Source organism: Proteus appendicitidis (assembly GCF_030271835.1).
GTDB lineage: Bacteria > Pseudomonadota > Gammaproteobacteria > Enterobacterales > Enterobacteriaceae > Proteus > Proteus appendicitidis.
Map to the genome: position 1 here is coordinate 50,541 of NZ_CP127389.1, position 22,364 is coordinate 72,904.

A 22,364-nucleotide genomic window follows, 5' to 3' on the forward strand; every position below is an offset into this window, starting at 1 on the left:
GATTTAATCGTTACCAAAGAGGTCACGAGTATAAACTTTTTCTTCAACATCGTTTAGTGCTGATGACATTCTATTAGTAATAATGACATCAGAGATTGATTTAAACTCATTTAAATCACGAACTAATCTCGAATTAAAGAAGGTATCTTCTTTCATTTCAGGTTCATAAATCACCACTTCGATTCCTTTGGCCTTAATTCGTTTCATAATGCCTTGGATTGATGATGAGCGGAAATTATCAGAGCCTGATTTCATAATTAAACGATAAACACCGACGATTTTTGGCGATTTTGAAATAATAGAGTCTGCAATAAAGTCTTTACGTGTGCGGTTAGCTTCCACGATTGCACTAATAATATTATTAGGGACAGAGTCGTAGTTTGCTAACAGTTGTTTAGTATCTTTTGGTAAGCAGTAACCACCGTAACCGAATGATGGGTTATTGTAGTGATTGCCAATACGCGGATCTAAACAGACACCTTCAATGATTTGTTTTGAGTTCAAACCGTAAGATTCTGCATAGCTATCAAGCTCATTAAAGTAAGCAACACGTAATGCTAAATATGTATTGGCAAATAATTTAATCGCTTCGGCTTCTGTTGAATCAGTGAAAAGAACATCGATATCTTTTTTTAATGCGCCTTGTTGTAAAAGGTCAGCGAATTTTTGTGCTCTTTCAGATTGTTCGCCAATAACAATACGAGATGGGTATAAGTTATCGTAAAGCGCACGACCTTCACGTAAGAATTCAGGAGAAAAGATAATATTATCTGTATTATATTTTTCTCTCATTTCTTTGGTGAAACCAACAGGGATCGTTGATTTAATGATCATTGTGGTATTTGGATTATATTCTAAAACATCACGAATAACAGACTCTACAGATGAGGTGTTAAAGTAGTTCGTTTTAGGATCATAATCGGTCGGCGTGGCAATGATAACAAAATCCGCATCTTTATAAGCGAACTCTTTATCTAGTGTTGCCGTAAAGTCGAGCGTTTTGGTTGCTAAAAACTCTTCAATTTCTTTATCTGAAATTGGAGAGATTTTTTTATTCAGTAATTCGACTTTTTCTTTATTGATATCTAACGCAACAACTGTGTTGTTTTGGGAAAGAAGTATCCCGTTAGATAGACCGACATAGCCGGTACCGGAGATGGTGATTTTCATGGTTTAATATAGTTTAAATTTAAGGTATATGGGATTGGACAAATCATAGGAAAAACTATTTATTATATAAATTTAGATATTGTGTTATACATTTATCCAACTGAAAATTATCAGTTACATGTTTCAAACCAAATTCACTCATTGACTTTTTGAGTTCTTCATTATCTAAAATTTTTAATACTCCTTGAGCCATATCACTATAATTATAAGGTGGATATAAATATCCCATTTTATTATTTATAACAACTTCTGGAATACCTTCAACATTAGTAGCTACTATAGGTATTTCAAAAAAAGCAGCTTCTGCAAAAGTAAAACCGAAAGCTTCAAATTTAGAAGGGCATACAAATAAATCAGCGTTATTATAAAATAGAGATGGTTCAGAGATCCAACCTAAAAAATTTATTTTTTCATTTAGATTTAATTTATTTGAAAGTTTTTCACACTCAGCTCTTAATTCACCATCACCTACAATGTTTAATATAAGATTGTTATTAGTTAAAGAGCATTCATGAAAAATTTTTATTAATCCTAAAGGATCTTTCTGTTGATCAAGACGACCAACAAAAAGAATATTTTTGGTATCATTATTTTCTTTGTTATATATTCTATTTTTATTAGTAGATAATGTTTTAAAATCTAAACCGTTATAAATACATAAACTTTTTTTCCAAAATATAAGTTTATAATATTTCAAATAATTTTTATTGACAGTAACGTTGGTATTACCAAATTGTAATGCTACTATTTCTAAAAAATAAAATATTATTCTAGAAAAAATATTAACTTCTTTATGGAAGGAAATACCATGTACAGTATGAATTACTTTTTTTACCCCTGCGATTTTTGCAGCAATTCTTGCAATGATACCTGGCTTGGTTGAATTTGTGTGTACAACATCAAATTTATATTTTCTAAATATATTATATAATTCAATAATACTTTTTATATCGTGAAATCCAATTTTTCTTTTTAAATTTTTGCACCAAATTATATTTACATTTGCTTGTTTAAAATGAGTGACAAAGTCATTCCTTTGCTCCTCTGTTTCATCTTCAAATTCTGCACATATAATATATTTTTCAAAATTTGAAACATTCTTAAATATCTCTAAAGAGAATTTTTGAGCACCTGATAGTTTAGGTATAACTTGAACATGAGCTATTTTTTTCATAATTTTTTATGCTATTTTTTCTTTAGTTTTTTTTCTAGAGAGCTTCCTCTAATAAATTTTCTATAAATATTTCTTATGATGTATTCTATATTAAAGTTAAATTTAGAATTTAACATATTTAAATTCATAACATTAATAAATTCAGCAATTTGCTTGAAGTTCGATTTTTTTATATTAGTAAAACAATCTTGAACATTGTTGTTTTGTTTCAAATTATCTTCTAATTGACTTAATTGAAAGTTTATTCTTTTTTCGTCAAAACTTATCATTGATGAAAATGTGGATGAATAATCAATATCTTTGCTTATAAGCCAACCACTTTGAATAAAATTTGGTGAATCACGATAAAGTAGCATAGCAACAGGTCTGTTATGATACATAGCTGTTAGCATAATTGAACTTGGAGTCGTAATAACAAAATTAATTTTTTTTAGTATTTCTGGAAAACTACCGGTATTAAGATTTCTCTCAGGAGAAATAGATAAGTCAGTAATAATTTTCTCATCAAAAATTCTAAAATAAAAATTTATATTATCTTTTTCTAAACTATGAACAATATCTTTCAATAGAGATATTAATCTATTATATTCATATTCATTGTAATACGCGGTATTGGCAGTTGTAATTAGAAATATATTTTCTTTACTTAGAGGAATCTTATCATTCATACTAGTATCTATAACTCTTGGTGGAAGGTAATGTACTGAGTTAATATTAAATTCATTGAAATATTTTTTTGCCGTATTGCCAATAACACCAATATTATTGGCTATTATTGGATGATAATTTTCTATACCTAATGAACTTATCTTATTGTTATTTGTAAAATTACTAAATTCACAAATACCATCCATAAGTAGAAGTGTATTGATATCTAATTCTAAAGCTTTTGTTATGACATAATTATATATAGGGGATGAATAGATTGTATAAACAATTAAATCATATTCTTTTAGTTTCTCAGTTTTCCTATAGAATTTACAGCCATTAAAAAATAATTCACAATCGAGAAAAAATTTTTTATTTAACATGTCGTTATAAAAAGATTCTTCCTCTAAAAATAAAATTTTAAAAGACATTATTAATTAATTCCTCTATGAAGTCTGATTCACTTCTAGAACAAGAGGTTATAGGAGTTTGGCTAATTGTTAAAATTTCGCATAAAACATCACCAATCTTATCTTTATCTTTGAAGTTATCGATTAATATGCCATTGTCGATATATTTAAATGCTTCCTTTGTTCCACATCGATTATAGCCAATAGGCGTTGTACCGCAGGTTGCCGCTTCTAAGTAACTTAATCCATAAGATTCATTTAATTCTGAAAGTGAAATATAATAATAAGCTTTTTGATATATTTCAGGTAGTTTAGAGCGCTCAATTTTTCCTAATAAAACAATATTTTCATTTATAGGTGATCTTTTTATTATTTTTGCAAAATCTTCATAGTATGAACCATTGCCAGCGATATACCATTTAAAATCAATTCCTGATTCTTTCACTTTACAAAATGCTTGTAACATAGTGTCAAATCCCTTAGCTTTCTCTAAGCGTGAAACTGTCAGGAATGTGTTTTTTTCTTTTGATAAGATATTTTTCGTACAAGAGAAGGTATCTTTAACACCACTATGTATTATTCTATACTTACTATCATCTAATTCAATATTGTAGAGTTCAGCATATCTATCTTTAATATACTCAGATACAAAAATTATTTTCTTTGCCATATTTATAGCTTTTTTAAAATAATTAGAGAATTTCAGTTTATTAATAATAAAATATTTTTTATTTAAATATTTCTCTTCGCCATGAATTAAACATACTGTTTTAGCTAATATATCTTCTGGAAAATATTTTCCAGCATTATAGATTGCTGCTGGGTCATTACAAATTATGAGATCAAATTGTGATATATGTTTTTTTAACCAAGACGCATAACTAATAAACCATAATTTATGGTTCATTCTTTCAGTAAAAATAAAGTTATTTTTATCTTCATTTGTTCGTGAAGAAGTAAGCAAGGTTATATTAATGTTTTTTCTTTTAAATGATGTAAAAATAGATTCAGCAACAGAACCTGCTCCACCTATACAAGGAGGATATTCATGAGAAAAAAGGAGTACTTTCAATTTATATAATATCCTAATGGTTAGTTAGATGATGATAACTTTAGTTTTTTTATCAGTAAAGGTAAGAATATTAATAGCAGAAGAGGAACATCTAACGGACTTACTATATATGCTCTTTCGAAATTCATTATGAATATATAGCACAAAATAAGAATAAAATATAAATATTCTTTTTTGAAGAACGCTCGTGTAAGATTTTTAATTAATGCGAATAAAATAAATAGAGTAATGAAACCATATACAGATGCTGACCATATAATTGAATTGTGGGGGTTTTTACCAATTACACGAGGCAAATATGCACATTGATCTCTTCCTGCCTCATGTAGGCCAAAGATAAGTTGGCTTATTTCAAAGTTATTATAATAACAAGACCACATAATAAATCGACTGCTTTCTAACCCACTGTTCTCACCAGATTTATTTAATCTTTCTGTTAAAAAGGAAAAATCTACAAATAAGATAAAAAACATACCAAAAATAGTTATAAGAGAGAGGATTAAATATCGCTCTTGAAATGAATAACTAGAAAATAGATAAAATACAAAAACTAATAATGATGCTGCCTGAGCTGCTCTACTATTTGATAAAATCATAATAATAACTGCTAATATAAAGAATGCATGATTGAATTTTAATCGCTCATTTTTAGATTTTAATAAAATAGTTAGGGTGGAATAAATATAAAGAAAGCATAAAACTATTGGGTGTACTGAGTTTCTATTAATATCGACACCAAATAAATTGATATAATCAACTTTTACTAATCCTCCAACTTTCAGTTCCATTATGAAAATTAATATAAATATGATTAAACCAAGATTTTTTATATCATTTTTTATTTTATTTAGCTTAAATCTATCACCTTTTAAAACTAAAAAGTAGATATAAGAGAATATACTAATATTGGAAATAGCTAAAATATAAAGAGAAATATAAGATTCAAGATATCTATCATGAGAACCAACACAAACTAATATGTAAGATATAGTAACTATTAGAAGCATTGTCATACTAAGCTTAAAACGTAATGCATAAGGAATAAATAATAGCCCAACTAATGAGCTTAGTGCGTAGAAAATCGCTCCTCCAGGTATTGCTATTTTAAAAAAATATAAAGAAAAGTAAGTTGTAAACAGAAATCGATATGTCATATCATTAGCCAGTTAGAAAAACAAACCATATTTTTTTTTCTTTAAATCAATAATAGTAATATTATCAATAGTATTATATGTGTGTATGCCAGAATAACCTTTCGGAGGATTAATTACATATAAATCTTCTTTATTAATTAAATTTTCACCATAAGATATAGCACAGCCTTGATATAATGCCGTTTCGGAATCTTTTAAATTCCCAGCATTTCTTGATCCTTCATCCCCTATACGGGTAATAATGGCATCCTCTAGATTTAAATTGGCATTTAATAAAGTCGAAATATTCCATTCTAGCAAACATCTATTACTATCTTTTGCATGAGAGTAAATTGATGTGGTTATTTTGATATCATTTTTTTGAAAGTAAATATTAGTATCAGCAAAATGAAGAGTTTTACTTTTAATTAAAGTATGTATTTTTCTCCATTTATTGGGAAAGGATGTACATTCATAGAGATCAATCGAAAAGTTATCACCTTGTGGAATTAGATATATTTTATTTTGATATTCAAAAACATTTGGATAAGATAGATGATAGTTTTCTTCTAATATAGGGAATTCTTTATTATCTTTTATATTTTTAGCAACGAGAATTCCTTTACCTCGTAATAATTTACATTTTTCATAAAAAATATAATAGTTATCATCCTTTTTAAAGAGAAAAGGATCTGCATTAAAATAACCTTTATCGTTACCAAGTGAAATAAATTTATTGAAATTTTCATGAAGCTGTTTAGGATTTATTCTTTCTTTTGCAAATAATATCAACCATTCATCCCTTATAAAAAATCTATTAAGGATTCTATTCAATAAATTTTTTATAAAAAGAAATTTATTGTTCTTATTATTTGCCTTTTGAGATAAATTACACTCAATAATCGGAGTGTCCAAATTTAATTTGAAATTTAATAATAAATATAAATCGAATGAAAGGCTAGAAATAAAAGTATTAATAGATTTATTATAAATTCGTTGCTTAAAATAGTAATTTATTTCACTGAAATCTGAATATGTGATTTTAAAGCATACGGTAACAAATTTATTTACTAATAAATCGTTTTTTAGATTCTTGTCTTTACTCTTAAAATAAAAATCAACATCTATTGATTGAATATCATTCTGTAATAATGGTAATGAAAATACTTCCCCATTAGAAATTTTCACACTAACCTTTTTAGCATTAGTAAAATCTCTATTCATGTTTACGATAAGAGAAGAATAATAGTCTTTAATTAAATTAACATTGATCATTTAATATGTTTCTCTTGTATAAAGCACATATGAAATACAAAAACAACATCCCTGCAGCAATATATACTATTTTTAGAGCGTTAAAGATATCTTCTGGATTAAAAAATAATATAGTCGTAGATATTAAGATTAAGGAAATCAAACCTAAGAGTACATTATATATAGCTGATAAATTTAATTTATTTAAATTCAAAAATAATGTAGGTAGAAAAGCTGATGTATTCATAAATGGAATGAATAATGCTAACTGTAAGAATAATATATAGGAAGTTTGATACTCATTAAAAAAATTAAAATTAAAAAGTATGGGTTTGATTAGATAGCATATACCAACTATACAGTAAGAAAGTAAAAAATATATACCAACGATTGATATATATTTTTTCCAAGCGACTTTCTTTGAAATTTCAGTATTACTGAATATTCTCATTCCTAATAACTGACACGTCGTAGCAATAATGGTTAATAGAGATAAAAATTTGAACGTTATTTCATATTTAGCATAAATATCGTTAGGGAAGAACCATGGTAAAACAAGCAACGGTAGTTGGGTATATAATATATATCCAAATGCATTAAAAAAATGGAAATTTAATCCAGAGAGAAGCATTTTTTTAAAAAGAGTAAAGTCAAAATGAAATTTGAAATTTATATCTTTATTTAAATTATAAAAAAAAGAAAATGCTAGTAATAGAGACATCAATGATAATAATGAAATAAATAGATATTTAGAAGGAAAGAGATAGATGAGTAATATAGATAATAAAAGTATAAATGTTTTTACTATAATTGTTATTTTATTCATTATACTCGTATCTCTTTTCCCAATAAAAAGAGAAAGCATTTGCTGCTCAAGCATAAGCCCAGGAATTAATATTACGGAAAATATAAAATATTCAATTTCAATGCTTCCATTAGGAAGAAAATATTTATATATAGGATAAACTAGTAATAAAATTGATAGAGTGACTAATAGTGAATATATAAAAAATATGCTAATTACATTTGAAATCTTTGAGTTATCATCAACTACAATTTTATAACCTATTTGACCTAAGCTTAGATATGATATTGTAAATATTGTTGTCATCCATGAAATACTAATTGCAATTTGTCCTCTTTGCTCAAAACCTAATATTTCAGTTGATAATAATAAAAGTACAAGTCCTACAAATGTTGAATAAAATCTTGAAAAAGCAAGGAAGATAAACTTTATAAACATAATATATATTTATTTTTAAAATAAGATCGAGTTTTTAATAGGGAAAAATACCTTATAAAACCAGCATTCTCTATTTTTCTTAATGAGATAAGGTTGTTATCTTCTACGGCAATAAATAAATTATTAAAATGTTGGTTTATAAGATGATTTAACAGAAAACCATATAAGCCTTTATTTCTATATTTTTCTATGGTATTAGCTGCATATGCATAATACGTTGAATCAGATAATTCAATCTCTATATTTAATTCAGTAATAATATTTTTAATGTTATTTGAACAGAAAATATATGCACAGACTTCTTCATTTTCTTCGATTAAATATAACACACTACCCAAAGATAACTCTTTTAATATTTGATTTTTATAGGAGGATGGTACTTTATATTTAAAGTCTTCTATTCTATTTATTTTTATTATTTTATTATACTGATTAGTGGGCAATGGTCTATTTAAATTGTATTTATAGAAGTGCAGTTTTCTTGTTTTAAAGAAATTTAAATTAATCACTCTGTTTTACCTTAGATAAAATACGACGTAATGCTATGTATGTAATGTAAATATATCCTTTTTTATTAAGAGATATTAATGCCTCTTGATTTTTTAATGTTACAGATGACCAATTTTTTTTGTATAATTCACCACCTCTTAAAAAATCAAACGTTTTATAGTTTTTATTTTTATAATGTTCTATTAAAGATAAAAGTAAAATATTACCAACGGCATACTTTGAAAAATCCCTATTAAATGTCGGTATATAATAATAGACTGTATCATTATCAATTAAACCAAAGTGAGCAGCAATAATATCATTATTACATTTTATATAAGAGTAATCATATTGAATGCCATTTTTAATAGACTCTAGTAATATTTTAAAATTTTGAGGAATAGATAAATCATGTTTACCATAAGTATCTTCTTTAATATTCATGATTACTTCTAAATCTTTTTCCTCTATTTTCTGATTTACAAAAATCTCAACGGAATAGTTTTCCTCTAATCGTTTTAAGCATCGTAATGTATCTTGTTTATTCTTTTTTAATATATCTATTTCACTACGATCTAAAATAAGTTTTGGGCATTCTGAACGAGGAATAATATAATATTTTTTAAAGTTAAATCTTAGTTGGCTTAATATTTCAGTAGATACATGACAATTTTGTTGTAGATTATCTAGATCTATGCAGTCTATATTTTTTATACTATCTATAGCTCTAATGAAATACTTTGCTATTTGAGATGCTTTTTCTTTTTTTGTATATATAATTCCATTATAATCAGCAATATTATTATTGATAAATCTAAGTGTTGTAATTTCTCGCATTAGAAATTTTTGTTTGTCAATTCTTAATGCACATGCGGCTATAAATTTATTTTTATTTTTTATTAGTATAAAAATATTATTTTTATCATAGGCATTTGCCATAGATAAAACCCAATTATATTCTAAAAAAGGATTGCTATATATATCTTCACTCTCAGAAAGATATTTATATGCAGCAATAACTGACTCATCAATTGTATATTTTATAATAACTTGCATTCTATCAACCATATATATTAATTATAGTAATTAAATATAAAATTTCTTAAAGCTACCGCACTGGGTTTACGGCCCCCAGAGCGCCAAAATTTATCTCGAAAAGCTCCTATCTAATTGTAATATAAGAGCTTTATTATATAAGCATACTTTAACAATATGCAAAAAACCGCACTGAGAGTAGACTCTTCAAACCAGACGGTCAAGTAATAGCTGGGTATTTTAGCATTGATTGTAGATATATAAATATCGGAATAGCGGTCGATTCAGCCAGATCATTCTGAATTGCATCGTTAGACGCTAACTAAAAGAATATGCCACCTATTCTTCAATAGATGGCAGTATATTTTGATGCAACAGTTTAATTACTCTATTAGGTCAGTTGGTTATTTATTGCCCGTACCCGCTCTTGGCAACCAAATCTCTACTCTTAACCCACCTAATGGGCTGTCATCGGCTTTAACGTGGCCTCTGTGTTGGCTCACTGCGGTTTCAACAATCGCTAATCCTAAGCCTGTGCCTCCTGATTCACGATCTCTTGCTTCATCAGTGCGATAGAACGGTCGGAAGATATGCTCTCTATCTTCAGGGCTAACGCCAGGGCCATCATCATCAACAATAATCGTGATGCCTTGGTTCTGCTCAGTAAAGGCTACTTCAATACGAGAGTTGGAATAACGTAGGGCATTACGTACGATATTTTCAAATGCACTAGCCAGAGAATATGGATTGCAGTAAATAGACCATGCCCCCGGAGGTGTTGTCACTTGCAGTGTTTTATTACTTTGTTCAGCCTCAAATTTAGCGTTATCTAAAATATCATCCCACAATTCATTGGCTTTTACCGTCTCGCGTAATAACTCGTTTTTATGTTGATTACGAGAAAGAACTAGCAAGTCATTAATCATGCCATCAAGGCGCTGAGTTTCAGTTTCAATACGTTCTAGCTCTTTACTTTCTCCACTACGACGACGTAATAATGCGCTTGCTAATTGTAAGCGTGTTAATGGTGTGCGTAACTCATGAGAAATATCAGAAATTAAACGTTGTTGAGCCTCAACCATACGTTCAAGAGCACTTATCATCTGATTAAAACTGGTGCCCGCTGCTAAAAACTCTTGAGGGCCAGTCTCTAGCTCTGGATGAGGGCGTAGATTACCTTTAGCAACATCATCAGCCGCATTTTTAAGTTGTCTTGCTGGTTTTGCTAAGCTCCAAGAAAGCCATACTAATAATGGCGTGCTGATAAGCATGGTGAATATGAGTAGCAATAACGGTTTATCAAATAATAAGTTGATAAAATCCGATTGAGGGCTACTTGAAGGGCGTACGAGATAAAGTTGGTAATGATCTTCACCATCCCTTACAGAAAAAGGCCCTAACATCTCAGAACGGCCATACTTTTTCTTTTTAGGGTGATCAGCGTTATCAGATTGACCAATAAAGTTTCTGACAACCTGCATCTCGTTACGTTGAGCGCCAATAATACGCCCCTCACTGGTGACAATAATTAAACGTTGACCAGGAGGTGCCCATTTATCAATGGCACGAATTAATCGACGCCACCAAAGGAGATCGTTAGCGGGATCTTGAGCTAATTCCGCTTCAATATGTTGTTCTAGCATAACGCCTTGACGGTATTCGCTCTCTAATAGAGGGGTAAGCTGGCGCGAGTCCAGCTTTGGAACCATCATAACTAGCACGAGAACTAATGCTAGCGTCAGCCAGAAAATTGCGAAAATGCGTGCTGACAGACTATTTATCATAAAGAATATTTATCAAGTTATTGAAACCATCAGATAACCGCGGCCACGTAAAGTTTTAAACCAAGGTTGTCCATCTGTTCTTTCTGGTAATTTACGGCGTAAATTAGAAATATGCATATCAATCGCTCTGTCAAACGGAGTTAAGCGCTTGCCAAGTACTTCTTGGCTTAGATGTTCACGAGATACGACTTGTCCTAAATGCTGAGCAAGTAAATAAAGCAAAGTAAACTCAGTTCCTGTTAACTCTAGCGGCTCATTATCAAAACTTGCTTCTTGTCGGCCAGGATTAAGTTGTAATTTATCAACCTGTAATGTTGGAGATGTATTGCTATCAGTCTGTTTTTGTTCGCTCCAGTTAGAACGACGTAAAATAGCTCTGATACGAGCAACTAGCTCTCTATCATTAAATGGTTTTGGTAAATAATCATCAGCACCTAGCTCTAGGCCAAGTACTCGGTCAAGATCACTGCCTCTTGCCGTTAACATAATGACAGGGGTCTGGAAATTTTGGCGTAACTCTTTGAGTGTCTCAATCCCGTTTTTACGTGGCATCATGATATCCAGTAATAACAAGTCGATAGAAGCATCCAAAAGTTTAAGTGCTTGTTCGCCATCAGAGGCGATTACAACATTAAAGCCTTCCATTTCAAGCAGTTCTTTCAATAGCGATGTTAATTCGCGATCGTCATCCACTAATAAGATTTTATGCATTCGTCAATTCCTCCAAGAGAAAAATACGATAATAAATAGCGCGAATCTATGACTTTACGTTCTTTTACACGCTCTGACGCTAGTTTGCAGCCGCAACGGTATAGTAATCCACATAGCAAAGAATTACACATATGAATTATACACATTGAAGTCATATTAATTAGGTCGGTATTAATTTACCGAATTAGGAGTGAAGCAATGCGTAAAGTAGCAGTAGTTGCACTAGCATCAATGTTTTTAGCAGCTCCGACGATGGTATTAGCTGAAACCGCAAATACCAATCCACCTACTGAGCAACAGTATAATGGTAACTCTCACTGCGGTTATGACTATGGAATGCATGGTGACCGTGATTACAGAGGTCACCGTGGACAACGAGGACATATGATGGATCGCAATTATAGCGAGTCACGTATGTTTAACGGTATCACCCTAACTGAGCAACAACGTACTCAAATGCGCGATTTAATGCGCCAGCATCATCAAGATAGATATAACGGAAACTACCGTCAACATCATGAGAATATGCATAAGTTAGTCACTGCACCTCAATTTGATGAAGCCGCTGTAAGAGCGCAAATGCAAGATATGGATAAACAAGCAATAGAGCGCCATGTTGAAATGGCGAAAGTCCATAACCAGATGTATCAACTGTTAACCCCTGAACAGAAAGCGCAGTTAGAAAAGAATTACCAACAGAAAATGTCACATTTTGACCAGCAAGGTCAACAGAATCAGTAATGAAGTAAGAGTGTAGTAAAGTAGTACCTAGTTAGAGAGTAAGTAGCAACAACGAAGTTTTTTCCTTGCCATAGACACCATCCCTGTCTTTTGCAGCCCCTCTGGAGAGGGGCTTTTTTTTGCCCTTTTGTTTATCATTCCTTTTAAAACAAAGAGTTAAATTTCATTTTTAAGGGTAATAAAAGTCTAGAAAAGTCTTTAAAGGTGGACGGAAAGTGGACGTTTTTGGCTGTCGGTGGACAGAATGTGGACGCCCAATCTCCTCCTATTTTTAAACTTTTATATCACCTTTTAGTGGGTTTAACTTTATAGCTAACTGCAAATAATCGGGTGCTAAATGAGCGTATGCCATTGTCTGGTTTATACTCGCATGACCTAATATTTCTTTCAGTGCTACGATGTTCCCACCATTCATTACAAAATGACTTGCAAACGTATGGCGTAAAACGTGTGTCGCTTGGCCATCAGGTAAATCAGGTTTTACTATTTTTAGTTTTTTTCGGAAGGTTCCGTAATCAACATGAAATAGCTTTCCTGTTTTTCTGGTTTTTATCTCTTTTTCAAGAGAGTCAGAAATTGGAATAATTCTTTTTTTACCATTCTTTGTATAGGCAAAAGTTACCCTTCCTTGATGAACGTGCTTACTATCTAGCATCTCAGCTTCACCCCATCTTGCACCAGTGCTAAGGCATAGTAATGCGATACGGCGATAGTCTCCTGATAATGAATTTAATAAGTGCGATATTTCATCATCACTTAAAAAAGTGAGTTCAGGCGGCTTTTCTTTTAATGGTGGTAATCCTCTCAATGGGTTATCACCTTTGTACATTTCGAGTTTTTTTAATGCGCTTATCATTCCAGATAGACGATACATATCCCTATTTATCGTTGATGGACTCACTCCATCAAAAAGGCGCATTCCTCTATGTTCTAGTAATGCATGCTTATCAAGTTGGTTCATTGTTGGATCACCAAGCGCATTCATTGTTTTAATTAAATGCCTTTTCTCTATCGATCCGTTTTTTAATGTTTGTCCGTGATATAGCCACCACTTATCAAGTAGCTCACTTAATCGAATTCTTCCTGATTGGACTTTATCGCTAGAAAATTTCTTAGCGTTAACAATTGTATATTTCTCAAAATTTGTAGCTTCTATCTTGCGATCAAATATCCTTCTGACTCGCTGACCATCTTTCCCGTTTGGGCGAATATCCACTTCATAACGACCATCATTGAGCTTCTTAATTGCCATAAGTAAGCCCTCCGATGTAACTGACCGACTGTGACCAACAGTAATCAGCATATTCATATAAAACGTCTAACCAATTTTCTTTTCTGAGTGGGGTAATGTTTCTTTCTCTTGCCCACTGTGTGCGAGAGTCGGCGCAATTTGACCAACTTCAGGGGCTGTCTTTCCTGTCATTAGCCAAAGGCTATATTTCTCAAATCTAGGGTGCTCCGTTATTTTCAAAAGATTAAGCCCACTTGGTTCATACACTCCTGTTTCATATTTACCTAATGTACTTATTGATAGGTCTATCATGTTACAAAGCTGTGTTTGATTAAGTCCTTCAGCGAGCCGAATAGCTTTTATCTTTTCGCTCAATTTCATTTGACACCTTCCTATATAGGATGTAGATTTATCCATAATCATCCTATTTAGGATGGTTAGGGGCATAAAAATCCCTATAAAACCGAAAATAAGGGGTTTTAAAGGGCTTGATCTAACGAGGGTAGCAAATGAACAAAGAAGCGATCAATGTGAAATTCCCTGTAAATGCGGTGCCACTCGCAAAGTTTGCGGAATTAATAGGGAAAGGTTACGAAGCCACTAGATCAATGGCTAAAGCGGGTAAGTTACCCATTATTGAATTTCGTGATCCTATGAAGCCAGATGCTAGAGCTGGTGAATTATGGGTGAGTATCACGGAATTTAATCGTGGAATGGATGATGCATATTCCAATTTACCAAAAGAACAACGTGACGCATGGCGTCTATGGGTTGGGCTATAAAATGCAGGTGAAACAAATTACAGAGCATAGTTTTATGTATCGCGGTTTCACCATTATTAAACTGCCAAGAAAAGCAGTAACACCGATAACTCGTTATCACGTTTGGTTAGATGATCAGTCATTCGGTAAGTTTGATGCAATGGCAGAAGCAACACACTATATCGACTTATTAAAAGGTGACATTCAATGAACCAATTAATTAAGCAAAGAAACAAATATAAATTAAGCAGTGAATCTTTTACTTATAAAAGTAAAAAGTATTCAAAAGCTGATAAAGCAACACTGGCTTTATGTGCCATTGTTATTGTTTCGTTTCTTGTGAAAGTTTCTATCTAGGTGTTGTTATGAATGCCGCGGAGCTTATTCAAGCAAGAGAGAAACTACAAGGTAATGATGATTTTTATCAGCCTAAAGTTGTAAGGCACTATCGTAATGATGGTCTTTCATTTGATGAGCGCGTCAGTGGTATGAATAAAACAGCAGAAGTTAGGGCTGATTTATTAAGTAAGTTAAATAAAAATAGTGATGATATTCAGGTTAGTGAGTTTCTTGATTATTTAAAGAATGAAAATAGCCGTATATATCAGATGATTTATTACCTTGCTGAGATAGAAAAAGAAAAGAACGGAATAGATTATTTATTATTAAAGAGGAAAGACAAAATAAAAATCATTAATGCACTTCATCAAATAAAAGTATTAAGCGCATTAATTCCGAATAAATTAGCAATGCCTATTTAATTACACCTAAAAAATAAATGACATTTATTTGTCAGGACTTTTTATATCTGATTATCAGAGGTCTGATTATGTCTAAAGAAAGTGATGTAACCGATTTAATTAATGCCGTTCGAGAAGATGAAAGAAAATCTCGGGCGGTTTTTTATGCGATCCGTTTGCATTCATTGATATCAAAAATAACAAGCGAACAAATGGAACGCCCTGAAATAGTTCAGTTAGTGGAAGGGGAAATTGAGAATATCGAACATCAAGCACAGGAATGGAATTATGTCTAAAGAAATGGATTTAGCCTGCGAGCAATCACAGTTATTGCTTGATAAACAAATAAAAGCAGTAACGGGGCGTTGCGTCGGTGTATCAGCGTTTGAATGTGAAGATTGTGGTCGTGAAATACCCGAAAAGCGTCGTATTGCAGTAATGGGATGCATCCGCTGTGCTGATTGCCAGACAGTACATGAACTGAAATCTAAGCATTATCGGAGTGTTTAAGATGCAACGATATACGCATGAATTAAAAATAAACCCTCAATATTTTAATCAAGTACGTATTGGTGCGAAAAAAGCAGAATTTCGTCGGGCTGATAGAGATTTTCAGGTCGGAGATATTTTGGTTTTACGTGAATTTAATTCTATTCCACCAAGAGAATTTCGTCACCCTCTTCATTATGGTGAATATACGGGGAATGTTATTAGAGCGGTTATTACTGATATCACCAGTGTCAATCCTATTTATCCAGAGTTAGGTGATAAACCTCAATTTGTAATGCTTTCATTTTCTATTATTGAGGATGATGAGTAATGGCTAATAAAACCATTCTGAAATGGGCAGGCTCAAAAGCCCGCATTATGGATAAATTAATCCCACATTTGCCAAAAGCAAAGCGCTTAGTTGAGCCGTTTGCAGGCTCTTGCGCGGTTATGATGAATACGGAATATAACGAATATTTAATTGCTGATGCCAATCAGGATTTAATTAGTTTATATCGTAATGTCGTAGAACATACTGAAATTATGGCACGTAAAGAGTTCTATGCGTGGGAAGAAAGCAATCATAAAAATGATTACATTTCTATTAGAAAGTTATTTAATTCAATTAAGGTATTAGATAAAAGCGAGTGTGATAAATATATACAATCTGCTCGATTTCTATATTTAAATCGTCATTGCTTTAATGGTTTATGTCGATATAACAATTCAGGTGAATTTAACGTGCCATTTGGAACATATGGACGCGTTTATTTTCCAGAGGAGGAAGTCAGGCAATTTGCTGAAAAAGCCACTAATGCCATTATCGCTTGTTTAGAATGGCAAGATACTTTATCACTCGTTGACTTTGGGGATGGTGTTTATTGTGATCCTCCATATATGGGTGATGAGAAATGTTTTACTAAATATCATCACACTGATTTTACTCACGCTCATCAAATTGAATTAGCTCAAGCGTTAAAAGCATTAAATCAATCACAAGGTAACCCGATTACCGTCTCTAATTCCATTCACGCCAAAGAGCTGTATGCCGATCTTGGTTTTCTTATTCACGAGATTGATGCGCCTCGTTCTATTTCTGCAAATGGAAACCGCCAATCAGCCAAAGAAATTATTGCTGTTTTGCCGGAGGTGTGCTGATGGAACAGGGCTATGTTGATATTCAAGATCCAAAAAATGGGGTGCATATCACTGGCACTCGTTTTGCTATCGTTTATTGGAAAAAACAATTCGGATTAATTGAAGTCACTGTTATTGATGGTCGTGTGCGCCGTGAAGTGATTGCGTGGTATGACTCTGCGGTCAATGTAACTGCTGGCGTTGTTGGTGCGCATGTGAGTCGTGTTATTTGTGCGGAAATTAAGTCTATCTCTGAATTGATAGAGATAATGACTCACGTTGCTAAACTGTGCGAAACAGCCATTGAAATTATTGATCCGAAGCGTTTAGGCGGTGTGCTGTAATGGCTAGCCGTTTGATTGATTTTTCTCAGCCTCCTGTTTCTTATCCTGCTGATATGCAATGGACATATTGGTGGAATGGGAAACAGCATGAGCCTGTTGTTTATGAAAGACCGCTTACCCGTGAGCAATTGGCTCAGGGGCAAGCGATTTTATTCGATATTGAAAAGCTACCTCGCTTTCTTAAATCCCGCTTATTTAAATACATCGAACATCTTAGAAAAGAAAAAACACCTAAAGAAGTTCATAACTGGTTGGTATTTAAGTTTCATAAAAGCGTCTATCAGCGTTTGTTATCTGTTAATGCTCGGTATGGTTTAACAAAAGATAAGCGCCAATTCTTATTAGATAGAGATTTTGATCAAGCCATGTTCTTTAATCGCTTGCCCGATGCGCATGACAAAATATTGCGCCACATGGCGAAGACATTCGCTGATGCAAGTGACAACTTATTTGCTGAATTAGCTGATCAGGCAATTGCTGAAAATAACGGTGATCGTGAGGTTTTACTTAACTTAAAAGTGATTAACCCTATTTACCAACAACTAGGACAGTTAATTACCTATTTGCATGTAACGCCGTTGTTTTGGGGGAAGGCTCAAAAAGGGAAATTAACACCAGAAAATGCGTTATCTGGATTAAACCGGTTAGCAGATGAAAATTGGTGGCTTAAAAAGTTAAAGGCTCATCGTCAACGTTGGCGTGAGTCTTTGCATATTGCCTTTGGTGATGTGAATTCAGACAAGACGCCTTACGCCAGTAAAAATGCAGTCCGTGAAGTTAGAGCGCAGCGTTTAGCAAACATGAATTATCTTGAAATGATGGATATTCAAGATGTTGAAACGGGTGATCGCTTTGATTTAATGGAAAAAGTATTAGCGAGTATCGCTAACCCTAAAATTCGTCGCATGGAATTAATGGCGCAAGCAGCAGGTATTCAAAAAGTTGCAGAAGAACGGGGTGATATAGGTTTATTTATCACCTTAACCACGCCTTCAAAATACCATCCCACCAAGCAAATTAACGTTTCTAAAGATGAGAAAAAGAAAAAAGTTCTCATTAACGAGAAATGGAATAACAGTGCATATACTCCGAAAGACGGTCAACGCTATTTAGTGAGGGTATGGGCAAAAATTCGCACTGCCTTTAAAGACAAAGGCATTAACTATTACGGGATCAGAGTTGTTGAGCCACATCATGATGCCACACCACATTGGCACATGATGATGTTTCTGGATAAATCTCAACGTGCATCAGCGATTGAGATCATGCGTAAGTACGCCCTTGAAGAAGACGGCGAAGAACGGGGCGCAAAAAAACATCGCTTTGAAGCAAAGCATTTAAATAAAGGCGGTGCTACGGGTTATCTCGCTAAATACATTTCAAAAAATATCGACGGTTATGCGCTAGAGGGCGAAGTTGATGACGAATCGGGAGAGTTATTAACCGAGGTTGCATCAGCCGTTACTGCATGGGCATCAACTTGGCGTATTCCTCAATTTCACATGTTTGGCTTACCGTCTAAAGGCGTATGGCGTGAGTGTCGCCGTGTTCGTGGTGTGAGTATCGCTGATAAGTTGGGGGATATAGCGGAAAAAGTAAGAGCGTCTGCCGATGCAGGAGATTTCGCCGCTTATATCGAACACCAAGGAGGCCCTAACGTTAAGCGTAACCTACAAACATTATTAGTTGCTCGTACCGTTGCTGATGAGCCGAATTCTTATGATGAAGAGGTGATGCGCGTTATTGGGCTATGTTCACCATTGAAAAGCGGTGATTTAGTAAAAACGCGTGAGCGTCAGTATCGTTTAGTCCGTAAATCTAAGCAGGATATTGAGGCAATTGAGCATAAGCGTAAGTCAGAAACGGGTCGGGTTTTGACTTTAAAAAGCGCGATCAGCGCGCCTCGGAGTCCTGTCAATAACTGTGGATCGGGCAGTTCACCCGATATTAAAAACCCACACGAAAGGGGCTTAAAATCGCCCGTATGGGGGATTTCTGAGCCTGAATATTTCGACCTACATTCACAATATAGCGATTGGGAGGAATCATTTGGCGAGGTTTTAGAGCACAAAAAGAGTCAGCGAATAATTTCAACGGTGTCATTAAGTGAAAATCAGGAACGTTTGATACCTGAATTCAAAGCCTTTGCCGAAAAAATGGGATTGGATTTACCACCAGACACAATGTGGTCAATGGTGATGAACGGTATGCGCCTGAGTTATGGCGATGAAGTGATTTGGTTTGAAAACGGGAAAATTCAAATTTCATCAACGAAAAGTGAAAAAGTTAATTTTGAAGAAGCGAAGCAAAAGAATATCTCAAATACACGAGATAGGGTAATGGCTAAGGTTAATAAATTGAGAGGAATAAATGATTAAATATTTAATTTTGTTTTATTTGTTGGTATCGATAACCCTTTTTATATACAGGACTATTAAATCAAAAAAGAGTTATCACGATAAATATAGTTTTGGCGAAGCGATAGATTATTCAACGTTATGGCCTCTTTATGTTTTTATTGCGCCATATTTTTTATTGCAGAGAAATATAGAAAATTTATTGGTATGAGTGAGGAGAGATAAAATGAAAGTCAAGGTAACAACTGATTTATTGGTAAGTTTATATAGCAAGTTAGATAAATTATATCCATGGCAAACACGTTGGTATAACCACAGGTTTGAAAGAAATAGATATTTACATAAAGCGCGTCAAATAGGTAGCAGTTATTTCTTTGCTCTAGAGGGGTTATTAGATGCCTGTTTAACAGGAAGAAATAAAATATATATAAGCCATGTTTGTGGGCCAGATGATGAATTTATCTCTAATGAAATGGAGATTGTTAAATATTTTTTAGGTATAAAAAGCAATAATTCTATAACAAAAATAGGATTAGATAATGGTGCAGTATTGTATTTTCTACCTGAGAATCGTAAGTCATGGGTTGATATCATTGGTGACATTTATGTTTCAGAATGGAGCTGGTTCCAAGACCCTTCTTACATTGTAAGCCTAGTTAAATCAGTGAGTTTAAATAAAAAATGGAGAAGGACTTTTTATTCAAGTCGTTCAAAGTCAGATAATGGCCATATTGTTGATAATGATTATTTTAAACATCATAAAGTTTTTAATGAGGAAACGTATTGGGATGTTGTTCCATCTATTAATATGGGGTGTTATAACTTTTTAAATATGGAAAATATAAGAAATGATAGGGGTGATGATTATTTTAATGAAATGATATTGTGTCAATTCAATGGAAATTGATTTGTGGAATTAACTAAAAGTGGCTTAAATATTCTTTGGAATAACTTAAGCCACCATGAAATTAATCTATTGACATGTTTTCAAAGTAATCGATTATCGTTTCTAAATATCTTACTTTTCTACCAGAATAACCTTCTATATCTTTAAAATAATTTTCATCTTTAAGTTTTTTAAACTCTGCACCAGTAAGTAATTCATAGCGTAGTACCATATACAAATAGAGAAGTGATGTATCAAATAAATTCTGATCTAATGGTATGTTCAATACTGAAAGTACTTCTTCTGGGGTTATATTCCTTCTTTTTAATTTTTCTAATAACGGTTCATTGTTAATTTTTATGAAACAAATCAAGCTAACGATAACTTGATGTGCTCTATTAAGCATCATTATTTTATTGGAGTTTTTAATAATTGAAATTAAAGAATAACATTTCTCTATTTCTCTAAGAGACACATTGTTGAAGTTAAATAGGTACAGTAGCATATTAAATGCATCGCTTTCTTTCATAAGAATATTGTTTTTATCTATATGTTGAAGATAAGCACCTAAAGTTAAATATTTAGGCATGCGATACCCTTCGCTATTTATGTATTTTTCTGTTGTAAATATATCTTTAGGCAAGGTAAACCAGTAATCTATAAATTTATTTAAATATAATGATGAGTTAATGTTTCCATATCTTATTTTTATAGATTCTTCAAATTGTTGCTTATTCATAACTAGTAAGAAATAAAAACCTTCAACATTAAATATGTGTTTTATTAATTCTAAAAGATTTAATGAGAAATCAGGTCTTGCTCTATCTAATTCATCAATAATAAATAAGGTTTTATTATTTGTTTTTTGGTGTATAGACCTTAATATGGCTCTAAAACTTTCGATTTTATCCTCTTCTTCTTGTGAGTTTTTTATTTTATCTTCAATGTAACTTTCCCAAGGGGCATTTGTGGCATCAACAATTGATTCCTTAATTTTATCTATATCATCACTGTCGATTAGTTTAGAGGTTAATATATTGATTATACTTTTAGGAACTTGTTTTGAAATGCTTAAAGCAACACTTTTACCTGTTTGGAATACTTTCTCTTTTATAGATTTTTCATCATGTTCTATACTATTGTATACACATGATATCATTGGTAATAATGGGTCTTTTTGGTAATCATTTTTAAAAGAGTCAAAGTAAATAACATTAATATTATTTTCTGATAGTTCTAATTCTGCTTTTAGCATTTTTACAAAAGAGGTTTTACCATTTCCCCATTTATCATTTAATGCAAGAACTAAGTTACTATCTTCAGAATGGTTTACGACATTAATAATTTTTTCATATAAAGCTTTCCTATTAAAAATATCATTTTCGCTTGTAAATCCTTGAGAAAAATCAGGTTCTTCTGGTGACAATCTCATAACAACTCCTTAAATACGTTTAATATGAAATCTATTTAGATAGTTACTATTGCATGGTAAGCAATTCTGAATAATTTTGCATGATATTGAATCTATTGTGCCGTCATTTTTTATATACACTAA

General features: G+C 32.2%; 26 protein-coding genes. 12 read left to right on the top strand and 14 right to left on the bottom strand.

From position 1 onward, the window contains the following. Positions 1–3: 3 nt before the first annotated feature. The 11 genes from QQS39_RS00245 to cpxR all read right to left on the bottom strand — a co-directional run bounded on the left by QQS39_RS00245 (position 4) and on the right by cpxR (position 12,123). Complete coding sequence (locus QQS39_RS00245; protein WP_285805174.1) at positions 4–1,170, bottom strand: nucleotide sugar dehydrogenase; 1,167 nt, start codon at positions 1,168–1,170, stop codon at positions 4–6. Positions 1,171–1,225: 55 nt separating this feature from the next. Further along, entirely contained in the window at positions 1,226–2,344 is a 1,119-nt protein-coding gene (locus tag QQS39_RS00250; protein WP_285805175.1) for a glycosyltransferase, read from the bottom strand. Between the two features lie 11 nt (positions 2,345–2,355). Further along, on the bottom strand, positions 2,356–3,423 hold the full coding sequence (locus tag QQS39_RS00255) for a hypothetical protein (protein WP_285805176.1): 1,068 nt from the start codon (positions 3,421–3,423) through the stop codon (positions 2,356–2,358). Further along, positions 3,413–4,474, bottom strand: coding sequence for a glycosyltransferase family 4 protein (locus QQS39_RS00260; protein ID WP_285805177.1), 1,062 nt, complete (start codon positions 4,472–4,474; stop codon positions 3,413–3,415). Before QQS39_RS00260 ends, QQS39_RS00255 begins: the two co-directional genes overlap by 11 nt. 20 nt (positions 4,475–4,494) lie before the next feature. Further along, positions 4,495–5,628 carry an O-antigen ligase family protein gene (locus QQS39_RS00265; protein ID WP_285805178.1) on the bottom strand — a complete coding sequence of 378 codons (1,134 nt, stop codon included), beginning with the start codon at positions 5,626–5,628 and terminating at the stop codon, positions 4,495–4,497. Between the two features lie 12 nt (positions 5,629–5,640). Further along, a complete protein-coding gene (locus QQS39_RS00270; protein WP_285805179.1) occupies positions 5,641–6,882 on the bottom strand; it encodes a glucosamine inositolphosphorylceramide transferase family protein in 1,242 nt (413 codons plus the stop codon). Further along, positions 6,869–8,104 carry an MATE family efflux transporter gene (locus tag QQS39_RS00275; protein WP_234980283.1) on the bottom strand — a complete coding sequence of 412 codons (1,236 nt, stop codon included), beginning with the start codon at positions 8,102–8,104 and terminating at the stop codon, positions 6,869–6,871. The genes QQS39_RS00270 and QQS39_RS00275 overlap by 14 nt, the downstream gene beginning before the upstream one ends. Continuing rightward, the gene (locus tag QQS39_RS00280) at positions 8,095–8,613 is read right to left on the bottom strand and encodes a hypothetical protein (protein WP_285805180.1); all 519 of its coding nucleotides are present in this window, start codon (positions 8,611–8,613) and stop codon (positions 8,095–8,097) included. The genes QQS39_RS00275 and QQS39_RS00280 overlap by 10 nt, the downstream gene beginning before the upstream one ends. Next, positions 8,606–9,649: a GNAT family N-acetyltransferase gene (locus QQS39_RS00285; protein ID WP_285805181.1), complete on the bottom strand. Its 1,044-nt coding sequence runs from the start codon at positions 9,647–9,649 to the stop codon at positions 8,606–8,608. Before QQS39_RS00285 ends, QQS39_RS00280 begins: the two co-directional genes overlap by 8 nt. Before the next feature lie 383 nt (positions 9,650–10,032). Next, a complete protein-coding gene (gene cpxA / locus QQS39_RS00290; RefSeq protein ID WP_285805182.1) occupies positions 10,033–11,412 on the bottom strand; it encodes an envelope stress sensor histidine kinase CpxA in 1,380 nt (459 codons plus the stop codon). Between the two features lie 12 nt (positions 11,413–11,424). Continuing rightward, entirely contained in the window at positions 11,425–12,123 is a 699-nt protein-coding gene (gene cpxR / locus QQS39_RS00295) for an envelope stress response regulator transcription factor CpxR (RefSeq protein ID WP_023583423.1), read from the bottom strand. A gap of 198 nt (positions 12,124–12,321) precedes the next feature. Here cpxR and cpxP point away from each other — a divergent pair, with 198 nt between their 5' ends. Continuing rightward, positions 12,322–12,864, top strand: coding sequence for a cell-envelope stress modulator CpxP (gene cpxP / locus QQS39_RS00300; protein WP_285805183.1), 543 nt, complete (start codon positions 12,322–12,324; stop codon positions 12,862–12,864). A 271-nt stretch (positions 12,865–13,135) separates the two neighbouring features. Here cpxP and QQS39_RS00305 read toward each other — a convergent pair whose 3' ends face one another. Further along, positions 13,136–14,116, bottom strand: coding sequence for a phage integrase (locus QQS39_RS00305; RefSeq protein ID WP_285805184.1), 981 nt, complete (start codon positions 14,114–14,116; stop codon positions 13,136–13,138). A gap of 66 nt (positions 14,117–14,182) precedes the next feature. Next, the gene (locus tag QQS39_RS00310; RefSeq protein ID WP_196564309.1) at positions 14,183–14,476 is read right to left on the bottom strand and encodes a helix-turn-helix transcriptional regulator; all 294 of its coding nucleotides are present in this window, start codon (positions 14,474–14,476) and stop codon (positions 14,183–14,185) included. 128 nt (positions 14,477–14,604) lie between these two features. On the opposite strand from QQS39_RS00310, the gene QQS39_RS00315 reads away from it, so the two are divergent. The 11 genes from QQS39_RS00315 to QQS39_RS00365 all read left to right on the top strand — a co-directional run bounded on the left by QQS39_RS00315 (position 14,605) and on the right by QQS39_RS00365 (position 20,830). Then, positions 14,605–14,877 carry a Cox family DNA-binding protein gene (locus QQS39_RS00315; RefSeq protein ID WP_115370558.1) on the top strand — a complete coding sequence of 91 codons (273 nt, stop codon included), beginning with the start codon at positions 14,605–14,607 and terminating at the stop codon, positions 14,875–14,877. 1 nt (position 14,878) lies between these two features. Next, on the top strand, positions 14,879–15,067 hold the full coding sequence (locus tag QQS39_RS00320; RefSeq protein ID WP_049220106.1) for a hypothetical protein: 189 nt from the start codon (positions 14,879–14,881) through the stop codon (positions 15,065–15,067). Then, the gene (locus tag QQS39_RS00325) at positions 15,064–15,213 is read left to right on the top strand and encodes a hypothetical protein (RefSeq protein ID WP_159363685.1); all 150 of its coding nucleotides are present in this window, start codon (positions 15,064–15,066) and stop codon (positions 15,211–15,213) included. The genes QQS39_RS00320 and QQS39_RS00325 overlap by 4 nt, the downstream gene beginning before the upstream one ends. 8 nt (positions 15,214–15,221) lie before the next feature. After that, entirely contained in the window at positions 15,222–15,617 is a 396-nt protein-coding gene (locus tag QQS39_RS00330) for a DUF5347 family protein (RefSeq protein WP_285805185.1), read from the top strand. Between the two features lie 68 nt (positions 15,618–15,685). Continuing rightward, a complete protein-coding gene (locus tag QQS39_RS00335; RefSeq protein WP_285805186.1) occupies positions 15,686–15,892 on the top strand; it encodes a DUF2732 family protein in 207 nt (68 codons plus the stop codon). Further along, positions 15,885–16,106, top strand: a complete 222-nt coding sequence (locus QQS39_RS00340; protein WP_285805187.1) for a TraR/DksA C4-type zinc finger protein — start codon at positions 15,885–15,887, stop codon at positions 16,104–16,106. Before QQS39_RS00335 ends, QQS39_RS00340 begins: the two co-directional genes overlap by 8 nt. Position 16,107: 1 nt before the next feature. Continuing rightward, positions 16,108–16,416 (top strand): DUF3850 domain-containing protein, encoded by a 309-nt coding sequence (locus QQS39_RS00345; protein ID WP_285805188.1) that lies wholly within the window; start codon positions 16,108–16,110, stop codon positions 16,414–16,416. After that, the gene (locus QQS39_RS00350; protein WP_285805189.1) at positions 16,416–17,243 is read left to right on the top strand and encodes a DNA adenine methylase; all 828 of its coding nucleotides are present in this window, start codon (positions 16,416–16,418) and stop codon (positions 17,241–17,243) included. Before QQS39_RS00345 ends, QQS39_RS00350 begins: the two co-directional genes overlap by 1 nt. Next, on the top strand, positions 17,243–17,566 hold the full coding sequence (locus QQS39_RS00355) for a DUF5405 family protein (RefSeq protein ID WP_109397520.1): 324 nt from the start codon (positions 17,243–17,245) through the stop codon (positions 17,564–17,566). The genes QQS39_RS00350 and QQS39_RS00355 overlap by 1 nt, the downstream gene beginning before the upstream one ends. After that, the gene (locus QQS39_RS00360) at positions 17,566–19,944 is read left to right on the top strand and encodes a replication endonuclease (RefSeq protein ID WP_285805190.1); all 2,379 of its coding nucleotides are present in this window, start codon (positions 17,566–17,568) and stop codon (positions 19,942–19,944) included. Before QQS39_RS00355 ends, QQS39_RS00360 begins: the two co-directional genes overlap by 1 nt. Before the next feature lie 205 nt (positions 19,945–20,149). Next, entirely contained in the window at positions 20,150–20,830 is a 681-nt protein-coding gene (locus QQS39_RS00365) for a terminase large subunit domain-containing protein (protein ID WP_285805191.1), read from the top strand. 61 nt (positions 20,831–20,891) lie between these two features. On the opposite strand, the gene QQS39_RS00370 is transcribed toward QQS39_RS00365, so the two are convergent. Further along, positions 20,892–22,241, bottom strand: a complete 1,350-nt coding sequence (locus QQS39_RS00370; protein WP_261260442.1) for a KAP family P-loop NTPase fold protein — start codon at positions 22,239–22,241, stop codon at positions 20,892–20,894. Positions 22,242–22,364: the final 123 nt, after the last annotated feature.

Coding starts and splice junctions, on each gene's coding strand:
- QQS39_RS00270 (WP_285805179.1), bottom strand. CDS start 6,882: ATGATCAATGTTAATTTAATTAAAGACTATTATTCTTCTCTTATCGTA.
- cpxR (WP_023583423.1), bottom strand. CDS start 12,123: ATGCATAAAATCTTATTAGTGGATGACGATCGCGAATTAACATCGCTA.
- cpxA (WP_285805182.1), bottom strand. CDS start 11,412: ATGATAAATAGTCTGTCAGCACGCATTTTCGCAATTTTCTGGCTGACG.
- QQS39_RS00305 (WP_285805184.1), bottom strand. CDS start 14,116: ATGGCAATTAAGAAGCTCAATGATGGTCGTTATGAAGTGGATATTCGC.
- QQS39_RS00265 (WP_285805178.1), bottom strand. CDS start 5,628: ATGACATATCGATTTCTGTTTACAACTTACTTTTCTTTATATTTTTTT.
- QQS39_RS00320 (WP_049220106.1), top strand. CDS start 14,879: ATGCAGGTGAAACAAATTACAGAGCATAGTTTTATGTATCGCGGTTTC.
- QQS39_RS00315 (WP_115370558.1), top strand. CDS start 14,605: ATGAACAAAGAAGCGATCAATGTGAAATTCCCTGTAAATGCGGTGCCA.
- QQS39_RS00285 (WP_285805181.1), bottom strand. CDS start 9,649: ATGCAAGTTATTATAAAATATACAATTGATGAGTCAGTTATTGCTGCA.
- QQS39_RS00355 (WP_109397520.1), top strand. CDS start 17,243: ATGGAACAGGGCTATGTTGATATTCAAGATCCAAAAAATGGGGTGCAT.
- cpxP (WP_285805183.1), top strand. CDS start 12,322: ATGCGTAAAGTAGCAGTAGTTGCACTAGCATCAATGTTTTTAGCAGCT.
- QQS39_RS00345 (WP_285805188.1), top strand. CDS start 16,108: ATGCAACGATATACGCATGAATTAAAAATAAACCCTCAATATTTTAAT.
- QQS39_RS00360 (WP_285805190.1), top strand. CDS start 17,566: ATGGCTAGCCGTTTGATTGATTTTTCTCAGCCTCCTGTTTCTTATCCT.
- QQS39_RS00245 (WP_285805174.1), bottom strand. CDS start 1,170: ATGAAAATCACCATCTCCGGTACCGGCTATGTCGGTCTATCTAACGGG.
- QQS39_RS00350 (WP_285805189.1), top strand. CDS start 16,416: ATGGCTAATAAAACCATTCTGAAATGGGCAGGCTCAAAAGCCCGCATT.
- QQS39_RS00250 (WP_285805175.1), bottom strand. CDS start 2,344: ATGAAAAAAATAGCTCATGTTCAAGTTATACCTAAACTATCAGGTGCT.
- QQS39_RS00335 (WP_285805186.1), top strand. CDS start 15,686: ATGTCTAAAGAAAGTGATGTAACCGATTTAATTAATGCCGTTCGAGAA.
- QQS39_RS00310 (WP_196564309.1), bottom strand. CDS start 14,476: ATGAAATTGAGCGAAAAGATAAAAGCTATTCGGCTCGCTGAAGGACTT.
- QQS39_RS00330 (WP_285805185.1), top strand. CDS start 15,222: ATGAATGCCGCGGAGCTTATTCAAGCAAGAGAGAAACTACAAGGTAAT.
- QQS39_RS00370 (WP_261260442.1), bottom strand. CDS start 22,241: ATGAGATTGTCACCAGAAGAACCTGATTTTTCTCAAGGATTTACAAGC.
- QQS39_RS00365 (WP_285805191.1), top strand. CDS start 20,150: ATGAAAGTCAAGGTAACAACTGATTTATTGGTAAGTTTATATAGCAAG.
- QQS39_RS00275 (WP_234980283.1), bottom strand. CDS start 8,104: ATGTTTATAAAGTTTATCTTCCTTGCTTTTTCAAGATTTTATTCAACA.
- QQS39_RS00255 (WP_285805176.1), bottom strand. CDS start 3,423: ATGTCTTTTAAAATTTTATTTTTAGAGGAAGAATCTTTTTATAACGAC.
- QQS39_RS00325 (WP_159363685.1), top strand. CDS start 15,064: ATGAACCAATTAATTAAGCAAAGAAACAAATATAAATTAAGCAGTGAA.
- QQS39_RS00340 (WP_285805187.1), top strand. CDS start 15,885: ATGTCTAAAGAAATGGATTTAGCCTGCGAGCAATCACAGTTATTGCTT.